This is a genomic window from Novosphingobium profundi, assembly GCF_018491765.1.
In the GTDB taxonomy this organism is placed as follows: Bacteria; Pseudomonadota; Alphaproteobacteria; order Sphingomonadales; family Sphingomonadaceae; genus Novosphingobium; species Novosphingobium profundi.
The window spans coordinates 22917-42656 of sequence record NZ_JABWCU010000004.1 but is presented as its reverse complement, the minus strand read 5'-3'; the positions used below and the strand labels follow the sequence as shown (position 1 = coordinate 42656).

Here is a 19740-nt window from a genome sequence, read left to right as displayed (position 1 = left end):
GGCCGCGTCTAGCGATCCCGCTCCGCGCGCCATTTACGAAAGGCCTGGATCGCGATCAGGGTCAGCAACGCCGTGCAGAGCGCCAGCCAGAAGGCATTCCATTGCGGGGGCAGATGCAGCCGCTCCGATATCCGCCACATCAAGACGCCCACAAGGACCGGCGCCAGAACAAGTTGCCGATAGCTGACTTGCGCCAGCCGCCTCCGGCTCAGCTCCTCGCGCGAGAGCGCCGGCCCCACGCTCGCGCGTTCGCAAAGCACGCGTCGCGGGTGGTTCCACTCCCAGCGCTGGACCACAAGGATGCCCGCGAAGAGCAGCACACCGACCGCGCCACTGAACAGATTTGCGAACCGGTGCTCAAAGCCCGGTCCGAACAACGCGAGGGGCAAGACGACCAGGAGCGTGATGCCCGCCGCCGCCCAGGGAAGCCGGCGCATTCGGCGGTCATAGCGCGCGCAGAAGGCATCCCGCTCCTCCTCGCCGACCGGCCGGGGTGGCCCTTTCAGGCTGTGGCGGTAGACGAAGCCGCTCCCCGCAGCTTCGAACTGGTCGGCAAATAGCTGGCTGGCGCGACGGCCGCGGGTGCGAAAAAGCATGATCGCCAGTGTAGGACGGCCCGAGACAGGTGCAAGGCCCTGCCCACCGGACGCGCCTCAGTGCGCCATCTGGCCCAGGACCTCGCCCGAAGGCGCGCCGATGGCGTTGATCTCGAGCGGGCTTACCGGCATCAGGCGGCCACGCACCAGCGCCTCGGGCATCTCCACCGCCAGCCACTGGATCAGTTCCTCGCGCACGTCGCAGCGCAAGTCGAACAGCGTGGGGCTGTCCTTGGCGGTGACGAGGAAGCGCACCTCGATCGCATCGCGGGTGAGTTCAGTGACCTGCATGTGCTTGACGCGCCCGTCCCAGCGCTCGTTGCCCTCGACGATCGTGAAGAATTTCTCCCGGATCGGGTCGAGCCGGGTCGCCGGATCGACGTAGAGCATGACCGTGCCGAGCAGCTGCGAGGTGGTCTTGGTCCAGTTCTGGAAGATCTCCTCGAGGAACTTGGTGGTGGGCACCACCAGGCGCCGCTCGTCCCAGACCTTGACCACCACGTATGTCGTCGTGATCTCCTCGACCCAGCCCCATTCCCCGCCGATGATCACCGCATCGCCGATCACCACCGGCTCGGTCAGCGCCATCTGGAAGCCCGAGATGAGCGCCTTCAGGGCCGGCTGCGCGGCGGCGCCGACGGCAAGGGCGGCGAGGCCCGCCGAGGCCATCAAGGTCACGCCAATGTCGCGCACGCCCGGGATCGAGAGCAGCATGAGCGCGATCGTCAGGAACACGATCACGAACGTCGCGATCCGCCCGAAGATGGTGAGGCGCGTGCGCCGACGCCGGTTGCGGCGGTTGTCGACCATCGAGATGTCGGCGCGCAGGACCATCGCCTCGACGAAGGCCCGCACGATCGCGAGCGCCATCCACCCCACCATGAGCGGCATGACGAGGCCGCCGATCCGCTCCCACACCGCATCGAGCGCGGGCGTCTCGCGCGCGGCAAGGACGATCGCAAGCGCGATCAGCGCCCAGCGGCTGGGCCGGGCGAGGCGTTTGACCACCAGGTTGTCCGAATCGCTCGAGCTCGCCTTCGCGAAACGTCGAAGCAGGCGGAACAGGAGGGCGTGGATCACGAGGGCGATCGTGACGGCAATCGCGGCCACGATGAGGGCGATGATCGTCTGTTGCAGCCAGTCCGGCAGCTCACCGATGAGGTTGTGGAGCAAATCGGTCATGCAACCAAAACTATGCTGCAGCGCAGCAGTTGCAAGTCCGACCGAAATTTTGACCCCGCGCCCCTCCTGTCTGGCGACGATCAGGGGCGGGTCAGGGCCCTCTGGGCGGCAACGGCACGATCATCGAAACGCGCCTGCGGTAGGCGAGGTACCGCTCGCCGAAAAGGACAACGAGATCGTGTTCCTCGAACTGGATGGCGACAAGGATGTAGAGCGTGGTCATGATCGCGAAGACGAGATGCCCCAATGTCATCGTCGGCGTTGCCCAGAAAGCGATCATGAAACCCAGGTAGATCGGATGGCGCACGAAGCCATAGAACAGCGGGGTCATCATCGAAGGCGCCGGGATCGGCCGCTGGTTCAGGTGGCGCCAGACTTGCGCGAGCCCGAAAAGCTCGAAGTGGCTGATGAGGAAGGTCGAGATCAGCACCACCACCCAGCCCAGCAGCATGAGCCCGGTCAGCGCCCCCGCCAGCGCGCCGCTCACGGCCCAGATCGGTGCGGGCAAGGGACGCCACTGCCAGAACAGCAGGTCGAGCGCGAGACTGGCAAGGAGCACATAAGTCGAGCGTTCGAGCGGGGCGGGCACGATGCGGGTCCACCAGCGCTTGAAGAACGGACGCGCCATCAGGCTGTGCTGGACGGCGAAAAGGCCCAGCAACCCCAGATCGATCGCCAGCGAAGGCACCAGGGCGCCCACAGGGCCGCTGTCGATCGTTCGCGGAACGACCCAGTTGCCGACGAAGCCGACGGCGTAGAGGACCGTGCCCAGGAACAGGACGTAAGCGAAAAGAGCATAGGCCGCAGCCACTGCGCGCATCATATCCCTGCCCTCCCAGACCAGAGACCGAAGTGCGCATCCTACACCTTCGCGCCCGATCCGGGAAGTGTGCCGGAAATTGGCCGGGCCGGGGTACCTTGCCCCGCCCGGCCCGAGGCGATCAGTGCGCCGCGCCCCAGCTGGCGCCCGAACCGATCTCGACGCCGAGCGGGATGGTGAGCGCGACCGCCGGCCCCGCCGCTTCGGCCATGACCTTGCCGATCACCTTCGACGCCGCCTCGACGTCGCCCTCGGGCAGTTCGAAGACCAGTTCGTCGTGGACCTGCAGCAGCATGCGCACGTGGCCGAGGCCCGCCGCTTCAAGCGCCGGGGTCATGCGCACCATCGCGCGCTTGATGATGTCGGCGCAACTGCCCTGGATCGGCGCGTTGATCGCCGCGCGCTCGGAGCCCTGGCGCTCGTTCCCGTTCTTGGAATTGATGCGCGGGAACCAGGTCTTGCGGTGGAACAGCGTTTCCGAATAGCCGCGCTCGCGCACGCTCTCGAGCGTGGCCACAATGTACTTCTGGATGCCCGGGAAGCGCTCGAAGTAGCGATCGATCATCGCCTGCGCTTCATCGGCATCGGTGCCCAGGCGCCCGGCCAGGCCCCAGCGCGAGATGCCGTAGAGGATCGCGAAGTTGATCGTCTTGGCCCGCCCGCGCGTCTCGCGGTTCACTTCGCCGAACAGCTCCATCGCGGTGCGCGCGTGGATGTCCTCGCCCTTCTCGAACGCTTCCTTGAGGCTGGGAACGTCGGCCATGTGCGCGGCGAGGCGCAGCTCGATCTGCGAATAGTCGGCGGCGAGCAGCACGTTGCCGTCCTCGGCGACGAAACAGTCGCGGATCTGGCGGCCAATCTCGGTGCGGATCGGGATGTTCTGGAGGTTCGGGTCGGTCGAGGACAAACGCCCGGTCTGCGCGCCCACAAGGCTGTAGCTGGTGTGGACCCGGCCCGTCTTCGGGTTGATGGCAGCCTGCAACGCCTCGGTATAGGTCGAGCGCAGCTTGGAGAGCTGGCGCCATTCGAGCACCTTGGTGGCAACTTCGGCGCCCTCTTCAGCCAGGCGTTCGAGCACCGACTGGTCGGTCGAATACTGGCCCGACTTGCCTTTCTTGCCGCCCTTGTAGCCCAGCTTGTCGAACAGGATCTCGCCCAGCTGCTTGGGGCTGCCGATGGTGAACTCCTGTCCGGCACCTGCGTGGATTTCCGTTTCGAGCGCGCCGATCGCCTCGGCGAACTGGGCCGAGAGGCCGGCCAGCTTCTCACGGTCGACCTTGATGCCGTGGCGCTCCATTTGCGCGACGACCGGGATCAGCGGACGGTCGACGCGCTCGTAGATACGCGTACCGCCCTCTTCGGAAAGGCGCGGCTGGAGCAGCGCGTGCAGGCGCCAGGTCACGTCGGCGTCCTCGGCCGCGTAATGCGTCGCCTTGTCGAGCGGGACCTCGCCGAAGGGGATCGCCTTCTTGCCGGTGCCGCACACGTCCTTGAACGCCATCGGCTTGTGGCCCAGGTGCCGCTCGGAGAGCTCGTCCATGCCGTGCCCGCCGCCGATCCCGTCCGTGCCGCGCCCGGCGTCGAGGCAGAAGCTCTCGATCATGGTGTCGTCGACCGGCGCGACGGCGATGCCGTAACGCGCGAGCACGTTGAGGTCGTACTTGATGTTCTGCCCGACCTTGAGGACCGCATCGTCCTCGAGCAGGGGCTTGAGGAGCGCGATGGCCTTGTCCATCGGCACCTGCTCGGGCTTCTCGGCGAACATGTCCGAGCCGCCGTGGCCGAGCGGGATGTAGCAGGCCTGGTTCGGCCCGATGGCAAGGCTGACGCCGACGAGATCGGCCTGCATCGCCTCAAGCGCGGACGTCTCGGTGTCGACCGCGAGGAGGTGCGCGGCCTGGGCCTTCTTCACCCAGGCCTCGAGCGCCTCCACCGTCTGCACGCATTCGTAGGCGGCATAGTCGATCGCGGGCATCTCGGGCAGCGGCTGGCGCGCGGCGCCCTCGGCGGGGCCGACACCTGTGGTCTGCGCCTTGGCGGGGTTGAGCTGGGTCGTCTTCGAGGGGCTTCCGCTGCCCGTCTCGAGGCGCTTCAGCAGGCTGGTGAAGCCGTGCTTGGAAAGGAACGCGGCGAGCGGCTCGGGCGGGATCGCGCCAAGCTTTACATCCTCGAGCGCGATCGGCAGCGCGCAGTCTTCCTTGAGTGCGACGAGCACGCGCGACAGGCGCGCCTGCTCGGCCTGCTCGATCAGGCGCTCCTGCAGCTTGGATTTCTTCATCGCGGGCGCGGCGGCGAGCACGGTCTCGAGATCGCCGTGCTCCTGGATCAGCTTGGTCGCGGTCTTGGGGCCGACGCCGAAGACGCCCGGCACGTTGTCGACCGCATCGCCCATCAGCGCGAGCACATCGCCCACCTTGTCGGGCGTCACGCCGAACTTCTCGGCAACTTCGGGCAGGTCGATGCGCTGGTTCTTCATCGTGTCGAGCATGTCGACCTTGCCGCCGCCTTCGGGGCAGGTGCCGACCAGCTGCATGAGGTCCTTGTCCGAGGACACGATGGTGACGTCCCAGCCCTGCTTCGCGGCCGCGCGCGCGTAAGAGGCGATGAGGTCGTCCGCCTCGTAGCCCTGCTCCTCGATGCAGGGCAGCGAGAAGGCGCGCGTCGCATCGCGGATCAGCGGGAACTGGGGAACGAGATCCTCGGGCGGCGGCGGGCGGTTGGCCTTGTAGTCGGCGTAGATGTCGTTGCGGAAGGACTTGCTCCCCGCATCGAGAATCACCGCCATGTGCGTGGGCCCTTCCGCCTTGTCGAGGTCCTCGGCGAGCTTCCACAGCATCGTGGTGTAGCCGTAGACCGCGCCCACGGGCGTTCCTTCCGGATCGGTGAGCGGCGGGAGACGGTGGTAGGCGCGGAAGATGTAGGCCGAACCGTCGACGAGGTAGAGATGCTGCTTTGACTCCATGTGCCGGTCCTAGCAGCGCTTGAGCCCAGCGTCAGCAGGCAGACGCCGCCGCGCCGTGCAAAAGACGCCCGTCGCGCAAATCGCCCGATCCGGCGCGCAAATCGATTGTTTTCGCGGCGGGAACCAAAACGGTGCGCGCTGGTTGCTTGACGAGTGCTTGAACGGGGCGGCTCGGGCTTCTAGCGAACGTGCGGAAGTCGTCTCATGAAGGCTTTATTGGGGCGCGTATGCGACGCGGGCCCTGACCAGGACGTAACAAAGAGGGATTACTGAGAGATGCGCAAGATCATCATTGCCACCACCGCCGCCGTGGCCGCCATGTCACTGGCCGCGTGCTCGGAGAAGACCCAGGACGCCACCGAAGCCGCCGCTTCCTCGGCCGCCGACGACATGGGCGCCGTGGCCACGCAGGCGGGCGATGCCATGGACGATGCGGGCGACGCCATGTCGAACGCCGCCAACGACGCCGGTGCGGCCGCCAAGGACGCGGGTGACGACGTTTCGGATGCCGCCGCCAACGCCGCTTCGGACGCCGAAGCAGCCGCCAACGACGCCGCCAACGAGATGGCCGACCACACCGACGGCAACCCCAACACCAACTGATCGCGCATCACGGGGACGCGCCGGCTCTCTGGCGCGTCTTCACGCGAAAAGGGGCGCCCGACGATGGTCGGGCGCCCCTTTTCGCGTGGGTCTTCGCATCCTCGCAAAGCCCGGCGCGATCCTCGATCCGGGGCCGCGCGGCCTTCGCCTCAGCGTGCGGCGGTGCGGCGGGTGCTGCTGCTCTCGCTCTGGTAGCCGTTGTAGACCGTGCGCGCGATGCTGGCGATGCGCAGTTCGCGGTTGGGACGGCTGCCCTGTCCGGTGACGTAGATCGCCACGGCGAAGACGTCGCCCTCGGGGGTCTCGACGATGCCGACGTCGCTCGACGTGTTGTTGAGCGAACCGGTCTTGTGGTGGACCATCGCGCCGTCGGGAACGCCCGCCGGAATGCGGCGGCGCCCGGTCACGCAGCGCCCCATGATCGAAATGAGCGTGTTGCGGCTGCTCTTGCTCAGCCACTTGCCTTCGTAGAGGCCGCTCAGCAAGGTGACCATCGCAAGCGGCGTGGCGCTGTCGCGCTTGTCGATGACGCGGGCCGGATCGAGCGCACCGTCGTCGCGCACGAGCGTGGCAATGTCGCGATCGAGGTGCCAGTCGGTGATTCCGGCACGGCGCACCCAGGCGTTGACGGCGTCGGGGCCGCCCACGACCTTGAGCAACCCGTCGGTGGCGTAGTTGTTCGAACGCGTCAGCATCAGCTCGAGCAGCTTGGAGGCGGGCAGGTACTGGCCGGGACGCACCGGGGCCACGGCGGTCGAAAAGGGCTTGGAGGCAACCGGCACGAGCATCGGGAATTCGCTGGTCAACGACCACTTGCCCTTGTCGACGCCTTCGAGGAAAGTCGCCGCGATCGCGATCTTGCTGGTGCTTGCCATCGGGAAGCGCTGGTCGCCCAGCACCGAGAGCGTGCGGCCCGAGCGCAAGTCGACCGCGGCCACCCCGATACGCCCATGCGAGGCTTCGGCGGCTGCGGCGAGTTGGCGTTCGAAATCGGTGGAATAGGTCGGAGGTCCGCGCAACTCGGTGCCGAACACCGAATCGAACGAACTGCGTACCGCGCCGACATCGTCGGCCTGCGCGCTTCCCAGAGGTGCGAGCGCGGCCACACCGAAAAGCACAACGGAAAATACGCGACCCGTGCCTAAACGGCACCACGAAAGGAGTTTGCCAGCGCGGTTCATGCCCAACCTATCTACGTCAAATCCACCGAACAAGAAGTTAACACAGAGGTCATCGAACGCCATCCGAGCGCGACGAAACGCATGGCGCGTGCGGGCAATTGCCGAAATATGAACTTTCGTGTCGCAAAGGCGACGCAATCGGTCGGGACGTAAGGGTAAACGGTACGCGCCACGAATCACCCGTCACAATGCCGCGCAAGGAAAGCATCGCGCACGCAAAAGGCCGGGGAGATCGCTCCCCCCGGCCCATTGTCGTTCAGCCTGGTGGCTGGCAGCGGGGGCTTAGAAGCCGCCCATGCCGCCCATGCCACCCATGCCGCCCATGCCGCCCATGTCGGGCATGCCACCGGCAGCCTTGTCCTCCGGAGCGTCGCAGATGGCGGCTTCGGTGGTGATCAGCAGGCCGGCAACCGAAGCGGCGTCCTGCAGCGCGGTGCGCACGACCTTGGTCGGGTCGATGACGCCGGCGGCGACGAGGTTCTCGTAGACGTCGGTGGCGGCGTTGAAGCCCTGGGTCTCGTCGTCTTCACGCAGCAGGTTGCCGGTGACGACCGCGCCGTCGAAGCCGGCGTTGGTCGCGATCTGACGCGCGGGCGCCATGATCGACTGACGGATGATGTCGACGCCGCGGGTCTGGTCGTCGTTCTCGCCCTTGAGGCCTTCGAGAGCCTTGGTGGCGTAGAGCAGAGCCGTGCCGCCGCCGGGGACGATGCCTTCCTCAACGGCCGCGCGGGTCGCGTGGAGAGCGTCGTCGACGCGGTCCTTGCGCTCCTTCACTTCGACTTCCGAAGCGCCGCCGACCTTGATCACGGCCACGCCGCCAGCAAGCTTGGCGAGACGCTCCTGCAGCTTCTCGCGGTCGTAGTCCGAAGTGGTGACTTCGATCTGCGCGCGGATCTGCTCGACGCGAGCCTTGATCTCTTCGGCCGCACCGGCGCCATCGACGATGGTGGTGTTGTCCTTGTCGATCGTGACGGTCTTGGCCTGGCCGAGCATGGCGAGGGTGACGTTCTCGAGCTTGATGCCGAGGTCTTCCGAAACCATTTCACCGGCGGTGAGGGTCGCGATGTCGCCGAGCATCGCCTTGCGACGGTCGCCGAAGCCGGGCGCCTTGACGGCCGCGACCTTGAGGCCGCCACGCAGCTTGTTGACGACGAGCGTGGCCAGGGCCTCACCCTCGATGTCCTCAGCGATGATCAGGAGCGGACGGCCCGACTGAACAACGGCTTCGAGGATCGGAAGGATCGACTGGAGGTTCGACAGCTTCTTCTCGTGGATGAGAATGTAGGGGTTGTCGAGCTCGACCGTCATCTTCTCGGGGTTGGTGACGAAGTAGGGCGAGAGGTAGCCGCGGTCGAACTGCATGCCTTCGACGACATCGAGTTCGAATTCGAGGCCCTTGGCCTCTTCCACGGTGATCACGCCTTCCTTGCCGACCTTTTCCATGGCTTCGGCGATCTTCTCGCCGACTTCACGGTCGCCATTGGCCGAGATCACGCCGACCTGGGCGATTTCCGAGGAGCCCGAGACGTCCTTCGAACGGCTCTTGAGGTTCTCGACGACCTTGGTCACCGCGAGGTCGATGCCGCGCTTGAGGTCCATCGGGTTCATGCCGGCGGCAACCGACTTCATGCCTTCGCGCACGATCGCCTGGGCCAGAACGGTGGCGGTGGTGGTGCCGTCGCCGGCCGCGTCGTTGGCCTTCGAGGCCACTTCGCGGATCATCTGGGCGCCCATGTTCTCGAACTTGTCCTTGAGTTCGATTTCCTTGGCGACCGAAACACCGTCCTTGGTGATGCGGGGCGCGCCGAAGCTCTTCTCGATGACGACGTTGCGGCCCTTGGGACCGAGCGTCACCTTGACGGCGTTGGCGAGGATGTCGACGCCGTTGAGAATGCGCTCACGAGCGTCGCGGCCGAACTTTACGTCCTTGGCTGCCATTTTGGTATTCCTTTCAGGATATCAGGTAGATGGATGCAACGAAGCTCAGGCGATGACGCCGAGGATGTCGCTTTCCTTCATGATCAGCAGGTCTTCACCGTCGACCTTGACTTCGGTGCCCGACCACTTGCCGAACAGGACGCGATCGCCGACCTTGACGTCGAGCGCGACGACCTTGCCGTCGACGACGGCGCCGTTGCCGACGGCCACGATTTCGCCTTCAGCGGGCTTTTCCTTGGCGCTGTCGGGGATGATGATGCCACCGGCCGTCTTTTCTTCGGCCTCGACGCGGCGCACGAGAACACGGTCGTGCAGCGGGCGGAAAGTCATGGGAGTCTCCCTTAAGTCCTATGAACAGGCAAAACTGGGTTTGGCACTCACGCTCTAAGAGTGCCAACGCGCCGGGATATGGTCACAGCCTCGGGGTGCGTCAAGCGGGAGATGGGCAAATTTTTTGCATCGGCCAGCCCTTCGTCGTCCTGACGGACCGCAGCTGCGGCGGGGCGCAGGGCTAACGCGCGGGCGTTACCGTTCGATGGCAGCCAGCAGACCGAAGCGGCCGCGCCCCTGCCAGCGGGCCAGGAGCAGCACCGCCGCAACGCTGAGGCCGACAGCGAGGCCGAGCCAGATACCGACCCCCTCCAGCGGGGTGAACAGGCCGAGCACGACCGAGACGGCGAACCCGCTCGCCCAGTAACCCACGACCGCAATTCCCATCGGCACGCGCGTGTCCTGGATACCGCGCAGCGCGCCCGCCGCGACCGCCTGGAGCGCGTCGGAGAACTGGAAGGCCGCCGCCACCACGAGGTAGCGCAGCGCGAAGGCCACCATCAGCGCGTTGGCCGGATCGGCGACGTCGACATAGGCGGATAGCACCAGGTCGGGGAAAAGCACGATGATCCCGGAGGTGACGACGGCGAAGGCCAGGCACGCGAGCAAGGCCGCACGTCCTGCCGCCGCAACCCCGGCAACATTGCCCGCGCCATAGTGGTAGCCCACCCGGATCGTCGCCGCCTGGCCGATGCCGAAGGGCACCTGGAAGGCGATCGCCGCGATCTGCAAGGCGACGGTGTGCCCGGCCAGTTGCGCCTCGCCCACCAGCCCCATGAGGAACGCCGCACCGCTGAAAAGGCCACCCTCGGCGATGAGCGTGCCCGAAATCGGCAGGCCGAGCTTCAGCATCTGGCGCAGGCGCAGCCACTCGGGCCGCCAGAAGCGGCCGAAGATGTGGAAGCGGCGCAGGCGACGGTTGCAGGCGATGGCCACGACATAGGCGAGCACGGTCGCGCACTCGGTGATGATGCTGGCGAGCGCGGCCCCGGTAAGCTCGAGTCGGGGCATGCCGAAATGGCCGAAGACGAGGGCATAGTCGCCCAGCGCGTTGACCGCGATCGAGCCCGCCGTGATCGCGGTAGCGAAGAACGGGCGCCCGAGCGTCGAGACGTAAGTGCGCAGCACGTTGGCAATCGCGGCAGGCACCATCGCGAAGGAGAGGATCGCGAGGAAGCCCCCGCCCATCCGGGCCAGATCGGGCTTTTGTCCGGCCAGCAGCATGATCGCTTCGGCAAACTGGCACGCGAAAATGCCGCAAACGCTCAGCCCGCCGCCCAGCCAGAGCGCCATGCGCACCGTGCGGCGCACCTCGCGCACCGCGTTGGACCGGCGCCCCAGCTCGGCCGCCATGAGCGGCGCGCACGCCGAGGTCACGCCGTTCAGGCCCATCATCAGCACCGCGATCAGCGCCACCGCCAGGCTCGAGGCGGCGAGCGCCTGCTGGCCGAGACGCGCCACGAACATCACGTCGACCGCGAAGACCGCCATCTGCAGAAGGTTGGCAAGCGCCAGCGGCCCCGCGAGCGCGAGGGTCCTGCCCAGTTCGATCCGGAAGTCCGAAGGCGATGCGCTGCGAGCCATACTGGCTCGGGCCCCTACGCGGGCCACGCGCACAACGAAAGGAAAAAGCGCAGTCTCCACCCAGCGGGAAAAGCGCGCGATGGGACAGTGTGCCCCCTTGCCCGACCCGGAGCGCCCGTCCTAGGGCGAGGCAAACCGCAGGAGGAAGCGTCCCATGAAATTCATGACCCTGATCGTTGCCAGCCCGCTCGCGCTGCTCGCCGCATGCGGCGGCTCGGATTCCAAGGATGCGGCCCCGGCCGCTCCCGCCGCCGAGACCGCAGGCGAGCCCGCTCCCGCCACGCAAAGCCCGACTGCGAGTTCGGCACCCGCCGACGCCGGCTCGGCCTCGCTCGCCCCGGCCGCGTTCCAGATCTGCAAGACCTGCCACTCGGTCGAAGCGGGCCGCAACATGGTCGGCCCCTCGCTTCACGGGATCGTCGGCAGCACTGCGGGCGACGTTCCGGGCTACGCCTTCAGCCCCGCGCTCAAGGCCTCAGGCATCGTGTGGACGCCCGAGAAGCTCGACGAATGGCTGCAGGGCCCGATGAAGATGGTCCCGGGCACCAAGATGGTCCAGATGATCCCCGACCCGGCCAAGCGCCAGGAGATCATCGCCTACCTCGAAACGCTCAAGTAAGCTGTCAAAATCCACGAAAAGCGGGCGGCCCCTCCAGAGGGACCGCCCGTTTTTCCTTGCCCGCCCCTTGGGACGAGCCGTGACGATGGGTCACACCTTGTTCGCGTTGGTCCCTGCCTCTGGTCCACGCGGCGAGACCGGCGCCTCGACCTTGGCCGGAATGGCGCGCTGCGGGGCTTCGGCCGCCTCGCAGCTGTCGGAGGCGGCCTGGACCATCCTGGGTGCCGCGCCCGAACCATCCGAACTGTAGGAGACCGACCGGGTGCAGCCGCTGGCGTCGGTCGAGGACGAATAATACGAAACCTGGACGCCCTGGGGCAGGGTTCCGGCCATCGCGAAGCCGGGCTCGACCGGCTGTCCGTTCACGCGCGTCGTCATCTTCGCCTCCTGCATGGTCCTGGCCTGAAGCGCGGCGCTCTGGCGCTGCATCAGCGCGGCGCGTTGCATCATCGCGTTCATCTGCGCGTCCATCATCGCCGAGACGCGCTCCATCTGGACGAAGGGATCGGCCACGGCGGCCGGGATCGACGCGTCGTCCTGCGCCGCCGATGTGGGCACGATCTCGACGCGGGGGGCATCCCTGCCCGCGTAGGCGACGTCGATCACCTCGCCATCGGGGCCGTGGACTTTCATGTGGTGCAGCTTCTCGCTCGCGGCCTCGGCGGCACCTGTACCGCAGATCGCCAGGGCCGCGCCGGCGGCGAGATATTTTCGGGGGGGCAGTTTCCACGTGGTACGCATTGGGGGGAACCTCCTTCGTCGCTCAACCCGTTGCGCCGCCAAAGCTGCACCTGCCAAACTGAACCTGCGCTGACAGCGGCGAGCGAGCGAGCGTCGGACCGGGGCGTGCTGCGCCTGGCCTGCGGCGCGGCGTTGACCCGGATCGCCAACCACCGCGCGCGGCCGGATCGCGCGCACGAAAAAGGGCGCCCCCGCGAGGGAGCGCCCTTTCGAATTTTCGCACCTGCGGCCCGAAGGCCGCAAGGCCACGAAGATTACTTGAGCTCGACGGTGCCGCCGGCTGCTTCGATCTTCGCCTTGATGTCTTCGGCTTCCGCCTTCGAAGCGGCTTCCTTGACAGCCTTGGGAGCGCCTTCGACGAGGGCCTTGGCTTCGGCGAGGCCGAGACCGGTGATGGCGCGGACTTCCTTGATGACCTGGATCTTCTTGCCACCGTCGCCGGTGAGGATCACGTCGAATTCGGTCTGCTCTTCAGCAGCGGCAGCTTCGCCACCGGCAGCGGCCGGGCCAGCAACGGCAACGGCGGCAGCGGCGGAAACGCCCCATGCTTCTTCGAGAGCCTTGGCGAGGTCAGCGGCCTCGAGGACGGTCAGCTGCGAGAGTTCTTCAACAAGCTTGGCGATATCGGCCATAATATTCACTCCTGATCTGTGGTCCCGCCGGGGCTTCGTGCCACCAGACGGGATAAATCGTTATTTCAAAACGTCTTACCGAGACTAAGCTCAGGCAGCGTCCTTCTCGGCATAGGCGTTGAAGACGCGCGCCAGCTTGGCCGCCGGAGCGGTCGAGAGCTGGGCGATCTTCGTGGCCGGAGCCTGGACGAGACCGATGAGCTTGGCGCGCAGTTCGTCGAGCGAGGGCATCGTGGCGAGAGCCTTGATGCCGTTTGCGTCCAGAACGTTTGCGCCCATCGCGCCGCCGACGATCTCGATCTTGTCGGTCGTCTTGGCGAAGTCGACGACGGCCTTGGCGGCTGCGACGGGGTCCACCGAAGTGGCGAGGGCCGTCGGGCCGATCAGGAAGTCGCCGATACCGACATAGTCGGTGTCCGCGATGGCGATCTTGGCAAGACGGTTCTTGGCAACCTTGTAGGTCGCGCCGGCTTCACGAATCTTCGCGCGCAGCTCGGAGGACTGCGCCACCGAGAGGCCGAGGTTGCGGGTGACAACCACCACGCCGACCTCGTTGAAGACCGCGTTGAGCTGGGCGACCGAATCGGCTTTCTGCGAACGATCCATGCCTTACTCCTTCACATATGACTGGTTGGAACCCGAAAGCTCCGCACAGCCGGCTACATTTGCTTGCCCGTGCACGACGCACGAGCCCATGGACACTGACGCGCCATGGCAAAGACCGTACGATGGGGAAGGAGTTTGCGGGCCGAAGCCGCGCGGTTGGCACCAAGCTCGAAGGAGCGTGGGACCGTAAAATTTCCTGTTCCCCGTCTAGGCTGCAGATTAAGGGGGAAACCCCCGGCAGCTGTCTCGGACGGCGAGCGTCGGGAATCGATCCCGGCGTTCGAGCGGGCCTATGTGGCAGAGGCGCTCGAAAGTCAATACGCCGTGTTCCCGCGCCCCTTTTTCCGCAGAGTTACGGATGGAGGCGATCACACGGCGCTAGAACGCGCCATGCGATGGAATGGGGGTCGCCGCCACCCGAGACCCGATCCGACGATGGACATAGTGCCGATCTCCACTGCCCTCGTTCCCGTGCCCCCGCGCGCCCCCTCCCGCGTTCCCGCGCCGAGCCGGGCGACGATCGGCTCCACCCCCATCGGCAGCGCGCGCGCCGCGCAAGGCTCGCCGCGCTTCCAGTTCTCCGAAACCGCGCGCGATGCCCTGCAAGTGGAACGCTGGCACCGCGAATGGGCCGAAGCGCGAAGCTCGCTGGTGACCGGAGCCTATACCGCGCTCGAACGTCCGCGCGCGGGCACTCTCTTCGATCTCGCCGCCTGACCTGTACGCCTACATTTCGGGCACGAAAATGGGGGCAGCTCGCGATGAGCTGCCCCCAAGGCTCGGTCCGGCCGCTAGGGGAACGCCGGAAGTCTGCCAGGCTCTGACCGGTTCAGGGAGGGTGTGTGGGGTGGATCGACCCGGCCACCGGCCTGGCTATGTTCTCAGGGGCCTCGTGAAACCTCTTTCGTAAAACGTGAAATTGTCATCGGGACACTTCGTAACTGCGCGAAACGGGCACCGGGCGCGCAATGGAATCGCGCCGGCCGGGCGCGCGTCCGCGCATCTGGCGTGCCCGCCGCCGGGTCACGATCATGCCCGAAATCGATACGGCAAAGGCCGCCAGCAATCCGAGAAAACCGGCGAACGAAAGTGCGCCCAGCCCCGGCCTGGCCTCGCCGACCGGATGCGGAGCCTCGTTCGCGGCAACCTTGATGGCCTGCGCACGATGAACCGGCAGATTGCCCTGCGCCAAAACGCCTTCCGTCGCCAGGCCTGGCACCTGCACCGAGGGAACGTGCGCGGGTTCGGCCGACATCGCCTCCTGCGCCCCGGCAACGACCGGGATCAGACCCGAGGTCACCACCAGCGCCGCGCCGAGGACCGCCGGCAGGCCGCGGAGAGGGAGGGAAGTGTGCGTCGAATTCATGCCGTTACAACACGCCAGGCCGCACCGGGTTTTCGGCCAGCCCCATTTTTCCGGCGAGACGAGCCTTTCGCCACGACGAACCGAGCGCAGGCCTCGGTTTGACAGCGCTGCGGCCGGGTTCTATAGGGCCTGCAACACCCATTCGCTTCGAGCAAGGCGTGCCCATGCGCGGGGGCAGGCCCGGGAAGGAAGCGGAAACGGGTTTCATCCGACGTATCAGGCTGCTGGCCGCAGATGTCCTTTTCCAAGGATTTGTGCGCGCAAGGCGGCCTTTTGGCGTTTGATGGCCCGTCCCTCCCGGCGGGTATTTCGTCCTCGCGTGACGACCATTTTCCAGGTTCGGTTGCCTTCGGGCGACTCGGCCTTCACGAGAAGCTAAGAGGCAAGATCAGCTCATGGCTACCCAGCCCATCGATACCGCGAAGCGCTCCGTCAAGAAGCGCATCCGCAAGATCTTCGGCGACGCCCACGAAGTCATCCCGATGCCCAACCTCATCGAGGTCCAGCGCGAGAGCTACGAACAGTTCCTGCGCTCGAACCCCGAGACGGGCTATGTCTCGGGCCTGGAAAAGACGCTGCGCTCGGTCTTCCCGATCCGCGACTTCGCCGGCACCAGCGAGCTCGACTTCGTGCACTACGAGCTCGAAGACCCCAAGTACGACGTGACCGAATGCCGCCAGCGCGGCATCACCTACGCGGCTCCCATGAAGGTGACGCTGCGCCTGATCGTGTTCGAGGTGGACGCCGAGACCGAGACCCGCTCGGTCCTCGATATCAAGGAGCAGGACGTCTACATGGGCGACATGCCGCTCATGACCGAGAACGGCACCTTCTTCATCAACGGCACCGAGCGCGTGATCGTCTCGCAGATGCACCGTTCGCCGGGCGTGCTGTTCGACCACGACCGTGGCAAGACCCACTCCTCGGGCAAGTACCTCTTCGCCGCGCGCGTGATCCCCTACCGCGGCTCCTGGCTCGACTTCGAGTTCGACGCCAAGGACATCGTCAACGTGCGTATCGACCGCAAGCGCAAGCTGCCGGTCACCGCGCTGCTCTTCGCGCTCGGCCTCGACAGCGAAGCGATCCTCGACCACTTCTACGAGACCGTCACCTGGAAGCGCGGTGAAGGCGGCTGGCGCCTGCCCTACACCGCCGAGGCGTGGCGCGGCGTGAAGCCCGCTTTCGACATCGTCGATGCGAACTCGGGCGAAGTCGTCTTCCCGGCCGGCACCAAGATCAGCCCCCGCGCCGCCAACAAGGCCGGCAAGGACGGCCTCGAGGCGCTGCTGATCCCGACCGAGGAAATCTTCGGCCGCTACATCGCCGAGGACATGATCGACGAGTCGACCGGGCGCATCTACATCGAGGCCGGTGACGAAGTGTCGCCGGAGAACCTCGAGGTGATCGACGCCGCGGGCATCGATCAGCTCAACCTCCTCGACATCGACGATTCGAACGTCGGCCCCTGGATCCGCAACACGCTCAAGGCCGACAAGGCCGACTGCCGCGACATGGGCCTGGAAGCGATCTACAAGGTCATGCGTCCGGGCGAACCGCCGACGAAGGAAACCGCCGAGGCGCTGTTCGAAGGCCTGTTCTTCGACGCCGACCGCTACGACCTTTCGGCCGTGGGCCGCGTCAAGCTCAACATGCGTCTGGGCCTCGATGCCGAGGACACCGTCACCACGCTGCGCACCGAGGACATCCTCGCCGTGGTCAAGGAACTGGTGAACCTCAAGGACGGCAAGGGCGAGATCGACGACATCGACAACCTCGGCAACCGCCGCGTGCGTTCGGTGGGCGAGCTGCTCGAGAACCAGTACCGCGTCGGCCTGCTGCGCATGGAACGCGCGGTCAAGGAGCGCATGAGCTCGGTCGACGTCTCGACCGTGATGCCCAACGACCTCATCAACGCCAAGCCCGCCGTGGCCGCCGTTCGTGAGTTCTTCGGCTCCTCGCAGCTCTCGCAGTTCATGGACCAGACCAACCCGCTTTCGGAAGTCACCCACAAGCGCCGCGTTTCGGCGCTCGGGCCGGGCGGTCTTACCCGTGAGCGTGCGGGCTTCGAAGTGCGCGACGTTCACCCGACCCACTACGGTCGTATCTGCCCGATTGAAACGCCCGAAGGCCCGAACATCGGTCTGATCAACTCGCTCTCGACTTTCGCGCGCGTCAACAAGTACGGCTTCATCGAAACCCCGTACCGCAAGGTCGTCGAGGGTAAGGTGACCAAGGACGTGGTCTACCTCTCGGCGATGGAAGAGCAGAAGCACACCGTCGCGCAGGCTTCGGCCGCGCTCAACGCGGACGGCTCGTTCGTCGAGGAACTCATCTCGGCCCGCCAGGAAGGCGAGTTCGTGATGAGCCCGCGCGACCAGGTCACGCTGATGGACGTCAGCCCCAAGCAACTCGTCTCGGTGGCCGCCTCGCTCATTCCGTTCCTCGAAAAGGACGACGCCAACCGCGCGCTCATGGGCTCGAACATGCAGCGTCAGGCCGTGCCGCTCGTCAAGGCCGACGCGCCTTACGTGGGCACCGGCATGGAAGCGACCGTGGCGCGCGATTCGGGCGCCGCGATCTCGGCGCTGCGTCCGGGCGTGGTCGACCAGGTCGACGCCACCCGTATCGTCATCCGCGCCGTGGGTGAGGTCGAGGCCGGCAAGTCGGGCGTCGACATCTACCGCCTCCAGAAGTTCGAGCGTTCGAACCAGTCGACCTGCATCAACCAGCGTCCGCTGGTGAAGGTGGGCGAATACGTCCAGGCCGGCGACATCATCGCCGACGGCCCGTCGACCGAACTGGGTGAACTGGCGCTGGGCCGCAACGTGCTCGTCGCGTTCATGCCCTGGAACGGCTACAACTACGAGGACTCCATCCTCATCTCCGAGCGGATCGTGAAGGACGACGTCTTCACCTCGATCCACATCGACGAGTTCGAGGTCATGGCCCGCGACACCAAGCTCGGGCCCGAAGACATCACCCGCGACATCCCCAATGTCGGCGAGGAAGCCCTGCGCAACCTCGACGAGGCGGGCATCGTCTACATCGGCGCCGAAGTGCACCCGGGTGACATCCTCGTGGGCAAGATCACCCCGAAGGGCGAGAGCCCGATGACGCCGGAAGAAAAGCTCCTGCGCGCCATCTTCGGTGAAAAGGCCTCCGACGTGCGCGACACCTCGCTGCGTCTGCCGCCGGGCGTCTCGGGCACGATCGTCGATGTGCGCGTCTTCAACCGTCACGGCATCGAGATCGACGACCGTACCCGCGCCATCCAGAACGAGGAAATCGAACGCCTCGCCAAGGACCGCGAGGACGAACGCGCCATTCTCAACCGTGCGACCTACAACCGCCTGCAGGACATGCTGCTCGGCCAGGTCGCCGCGTCCGCGCCCAAGGGCGTGAAGAAGGGCGTGGAGATCACCGAGGAACTCCTCGCCGAGGCCGAGCGTCACGAGTGGTGGAAGTTCGCGGTTGCCGACGACCACATGCAGACCCAGCTGGAAGCCGTGAAGGCCCAGTACGACGAGACCGTCAAGGCGATCCAGGAGAAGTTCGAGGACCGCAAGGAGAAGCTGGAGCGCGGTGACGAACTGGCGCCGGGCGTGCTCAAGATGGTCAAGGTCTTCGTGGCCGTGAAGCGCAAGCTGCAGCCGGGCGACAAGATGGCCGGCCGTCACGGCAACAAGGGTATCATCAGCCGCATCCTGCCGCAGGAAGACATGCCCTTCCTCGAGGACGGCACCCCGGTCGACTTCGTGATGAACCCGCTCGGCGTGCCTTCGCGCATGAACGTCGGACAGATCTTCGAGACCCACCTCGGTTGGGCGGCCCGCAACCTGGGTCGTCAGATCGGCGAGGCGCTCGATGCCTGGAAGGCGGCCAACCCCAACCCCGAGGCGGGCGAAGCCCCCGAGGCGGTCAAGGACACGCTGCGCAAGATCTACGGCGACAACTACGCCGAGGACCTTGACGCACGCAGCCCGGCGCAGCTCGTCGAGCTGGCCGAAAACGTGCGCGGTGGCGTGCCGATGGGCACTCCGGTGTTCGACGGCGCGGTGCAACAGGACGTCGTCGACATGCTCACACTCGCGGGTCTCGACACCTCGGGCCAGAGCGTGCTGCTCGACGGGCGTACCGGCGAGGCCTTCAGCCGCAAGGTGACCGTGGGGATGAAGTACATCCTCAAGCTCCACCACCTTGTCGACGACAAGATCCACGCCCGTTCGATCGGCCCCTACAGCCTCGTCACCCAGCAGCCGCTGGGCGGTAAGGCCCAGTTCGGTGGCCAGCGCTTCGGTGAGATGGAGGTCTGGGCTCTCCAGGCCTACGGTGCGGCCTACACGCTGCAGGAAATGCTCACCGTCAAGTCGGACGACGTGGTCGGCCGTACCAAGGTCTACGAAGCCATCGTCAAGGGCGACGACACCTTCGAGGCGGGCATTCCCGAGAGCTTCAACGTTCTCGTCAAGGAAATGCGCAGCCTCGGCCTCAACGTCGAGCTCTCCTCGCTCGACGACGAGGACGATGCCGACGCGCTGCCCCAGGCGGCGGAATAACGGGATCGGGCGGGGCCACCA

General features: G+C 66.3%; 16 protein-coding genes. 4 read left to right on the top strand and 12 right to left on the bottom strand.

Translation table 11 applies throughout. From position 1 onward, the window contains the following. Positions 1–8 precede the first annotated feature (8 nt). The 4 genes from HT136_RS04835 to polA all read right to left on the bottom strand — a co-directional run bounded on the left by HT136_RS04835 (position 9) and on the right by polA (position 5560). Entirely contained in the window at positions 9–596 is a 588-nt protein-coding gene (locus HT136_RS04835) for a hypothetical protein (protein WP_214198441.1), read from the bottom strand. A 57-nt stretch (positions 597–653) separates the two neighbouring features. Next, on the bottom strand, positions 654–1778 hold the full coding sequence (locus HT136_RS04830; RefSeq protein ID WP_214198440.1) for a mechanosensitive ion channel family protein: 1125 nt from the start codon (positions 1776–1778) through the stop codon (positions 654–656). 91 nt (positions 1779–1869) lie between these two features. Continuing rightward, positions 1870–2601, bottom strand: a complete 732-nt coding sequence (gene mddA / locus HT136_RS04825; protein ID WP_246543373.1) for a methanethiol S-methyltransferase — start codon at positions 2599–2601, stop codon at positions 1870–1872. Between the two features lie 118 nt (positions 2602–2719). Next, on the bottom strand, positions 2720–5560 hold the full coding sequence (polA, locus tag HT136_RS04820) for a DNA polymerase I (RefSeq protein WP_214198439.1): 2841 nt from the start codon (positions 5558–5560) through the stop codon (positions 2720–2722). Between the two features lie 276 nt (positions 5561–5836). Between polA and HT136_RS04815 the strand changes: the two genes are divergently transcribed. Next, positions 5837–6163 carry a hypothetical protein gene (locus HT136_RS04815; protein WP_214198438.1) on the top strand — a complete coding sequence of 109 codons (327 nt, stop codon included), beginning with the start codon at positions 5837–5839 and terminating at the stop codon, positions 6161–6163. 149 nt (positions 6164–6312) lie between these two features. Here the strand turns inward: HT136_RS04815 and HT136_RS04810 are convergent, their stop codons facing one another. The 4 genes from HT136_RS04810 to HT136_RS04795 all read right to left on the bottom strand — a co-directional run bounded on the left by HT136_RS04810 (position 6313) and on the right by HT136_RS04795 (position 11199). Next, entirely contained in the window at positions 6313–7269 is a 957-nt protein-coding gene (locus HT136_RS04810) for a serine hydrolase (RefSeq protein WP_343222109.1), read from the bottom strand. 357 nt (positions 7270–7626) lie between these two features. Beyond that, on the bottom strand, positions 7627–9285 hold the full coding sequence (groL, locus tag HT136_RS04805) for a chaperonin GroEL (protein ID WP_214198436.1): 1659 nt from the start codon (positions 9283–9285) through the stop codon (positions 7627–7629). Positions 9286–9330: 45 nt separating this feature from the next. Beyond that, positions 9331–9615, bottom strand: a complete 285-nt coding sequence (gene groES, locus HT136_RS04800) for a co-chaperone GroES (RefSeq protein ID WP_214198435.1) — start codon at positions 9613–9615, stop codon at positions 9331–9333. 195 nt (positions 9616–9810) lie between these two features. Next, on the bottom strand, positions 9811–11199 hold the full coding sequence (locus tag HT136_RS04795) for an MATE family efflux transporter (RefSeq protein WP_214198434.1): 1389 nt from the start codon (positions 11197–11199) through the stop codon (positions 9811–9813). Between the two features lie 154 nt (positions 11200–11353). Here HT136_RS04795 and HT136_RS04790 point away from each other — a divergent pair, with 154 nt between their 5' ends. After that, positions 11354–11818 (top strand): c-type cytochrome, encoded by a 465-nt coding sequence (locus tag HT136_RS04790; protein WP_246543372.1) that lies wholly within the window; start codon positions 11354–11356, stop codon positions 11816–11818. A gap of 90 nt (positions 11819–11908) precedes the next feature. Here HT136_RS04790 and HT136_RS04785 read toward each other — a convergent pair whose 3' ends face one another. The 3 genes from HT136_RS04785 to rplJ form a co-directional block, all read right to left on the bottom strand. Then, positions 11909–12559, bottom strand: coding sequence for a hypothetical protein (locus tag HT136_RS04785; protein WP_246543371.1), 651 nt, complete (start codon positions 12557–12559; stop codon positions 11909–11911). 254 nt (positions 12560–12813) lie between these two features. Then, positions 12814–13191, bottom strand: a complete 378-nt coding sequence (gene rplL, locus HT136_RS04780; RefSeq protein WP_214198433.1) for a 50S ribosomal protein L7/L12 — start codon at positions 13189–13191, stop codon at positions 12814–12816. 90 nt (positions 13192–13281) lie between these two features. Then, the gene (gene rplJ / locus HT136_RS04775) at positions 13282–13797 is read right to left on the bottom strand and encodes a 50S ribosomal protein L10 (protein WP_214198432.1); all 516 of its coding nucleotides are present in this window, start codon (positions 13795–13797) and stop codon (positions 13282–13284) included. Positions 13798–14241: 444 nt separating this feature from the next. Between rplJ and HT136_RS04770 the strand changes: the two genes are divergently transcribed. Then, positions 14242–14514 (top strand): hypothetical protein, encoded by a 273-nt coding sequence (locus HT136_RS04770; RefSeq protein ID WP_214198431.1) that lies wholly within the window; start codon positions 14242–14244, stop codon positions 14512–14514. Between the two features lie 205 nt (positions 14515–14719). Here the strand turns inward: HT136_RS04770 and HT136_RS04765 are convergent, their stop codons facing one another. Then, entirely contained in the window at positions 14720–15163 is a 444-nt protein-coding gene (locus HT136_RS04765) for a hypothetical protein (RefSeq protein ID WP_214198430.1), read from the bottom strand. A 395-nt stretch (positions 15164–15558) separates the two neighbouring features. Here HT136_RS04765 and rpoB point away from each other — a divergent pair, with 395 nt between their 5' ends. Further along, positions 15559–19719: a DNA-directed RNA polymerase subunit beta gene (rpoB, locus tag HT136_RS04760; protein WP_214198429.1), complete on the top strand. Its 4161-nt coding sequence runs from the start codon at positions 15559–15561 to the stop codon at positions 19717–19719. Positions 19720–19740 lie beyond the last annotated feature (21 nt).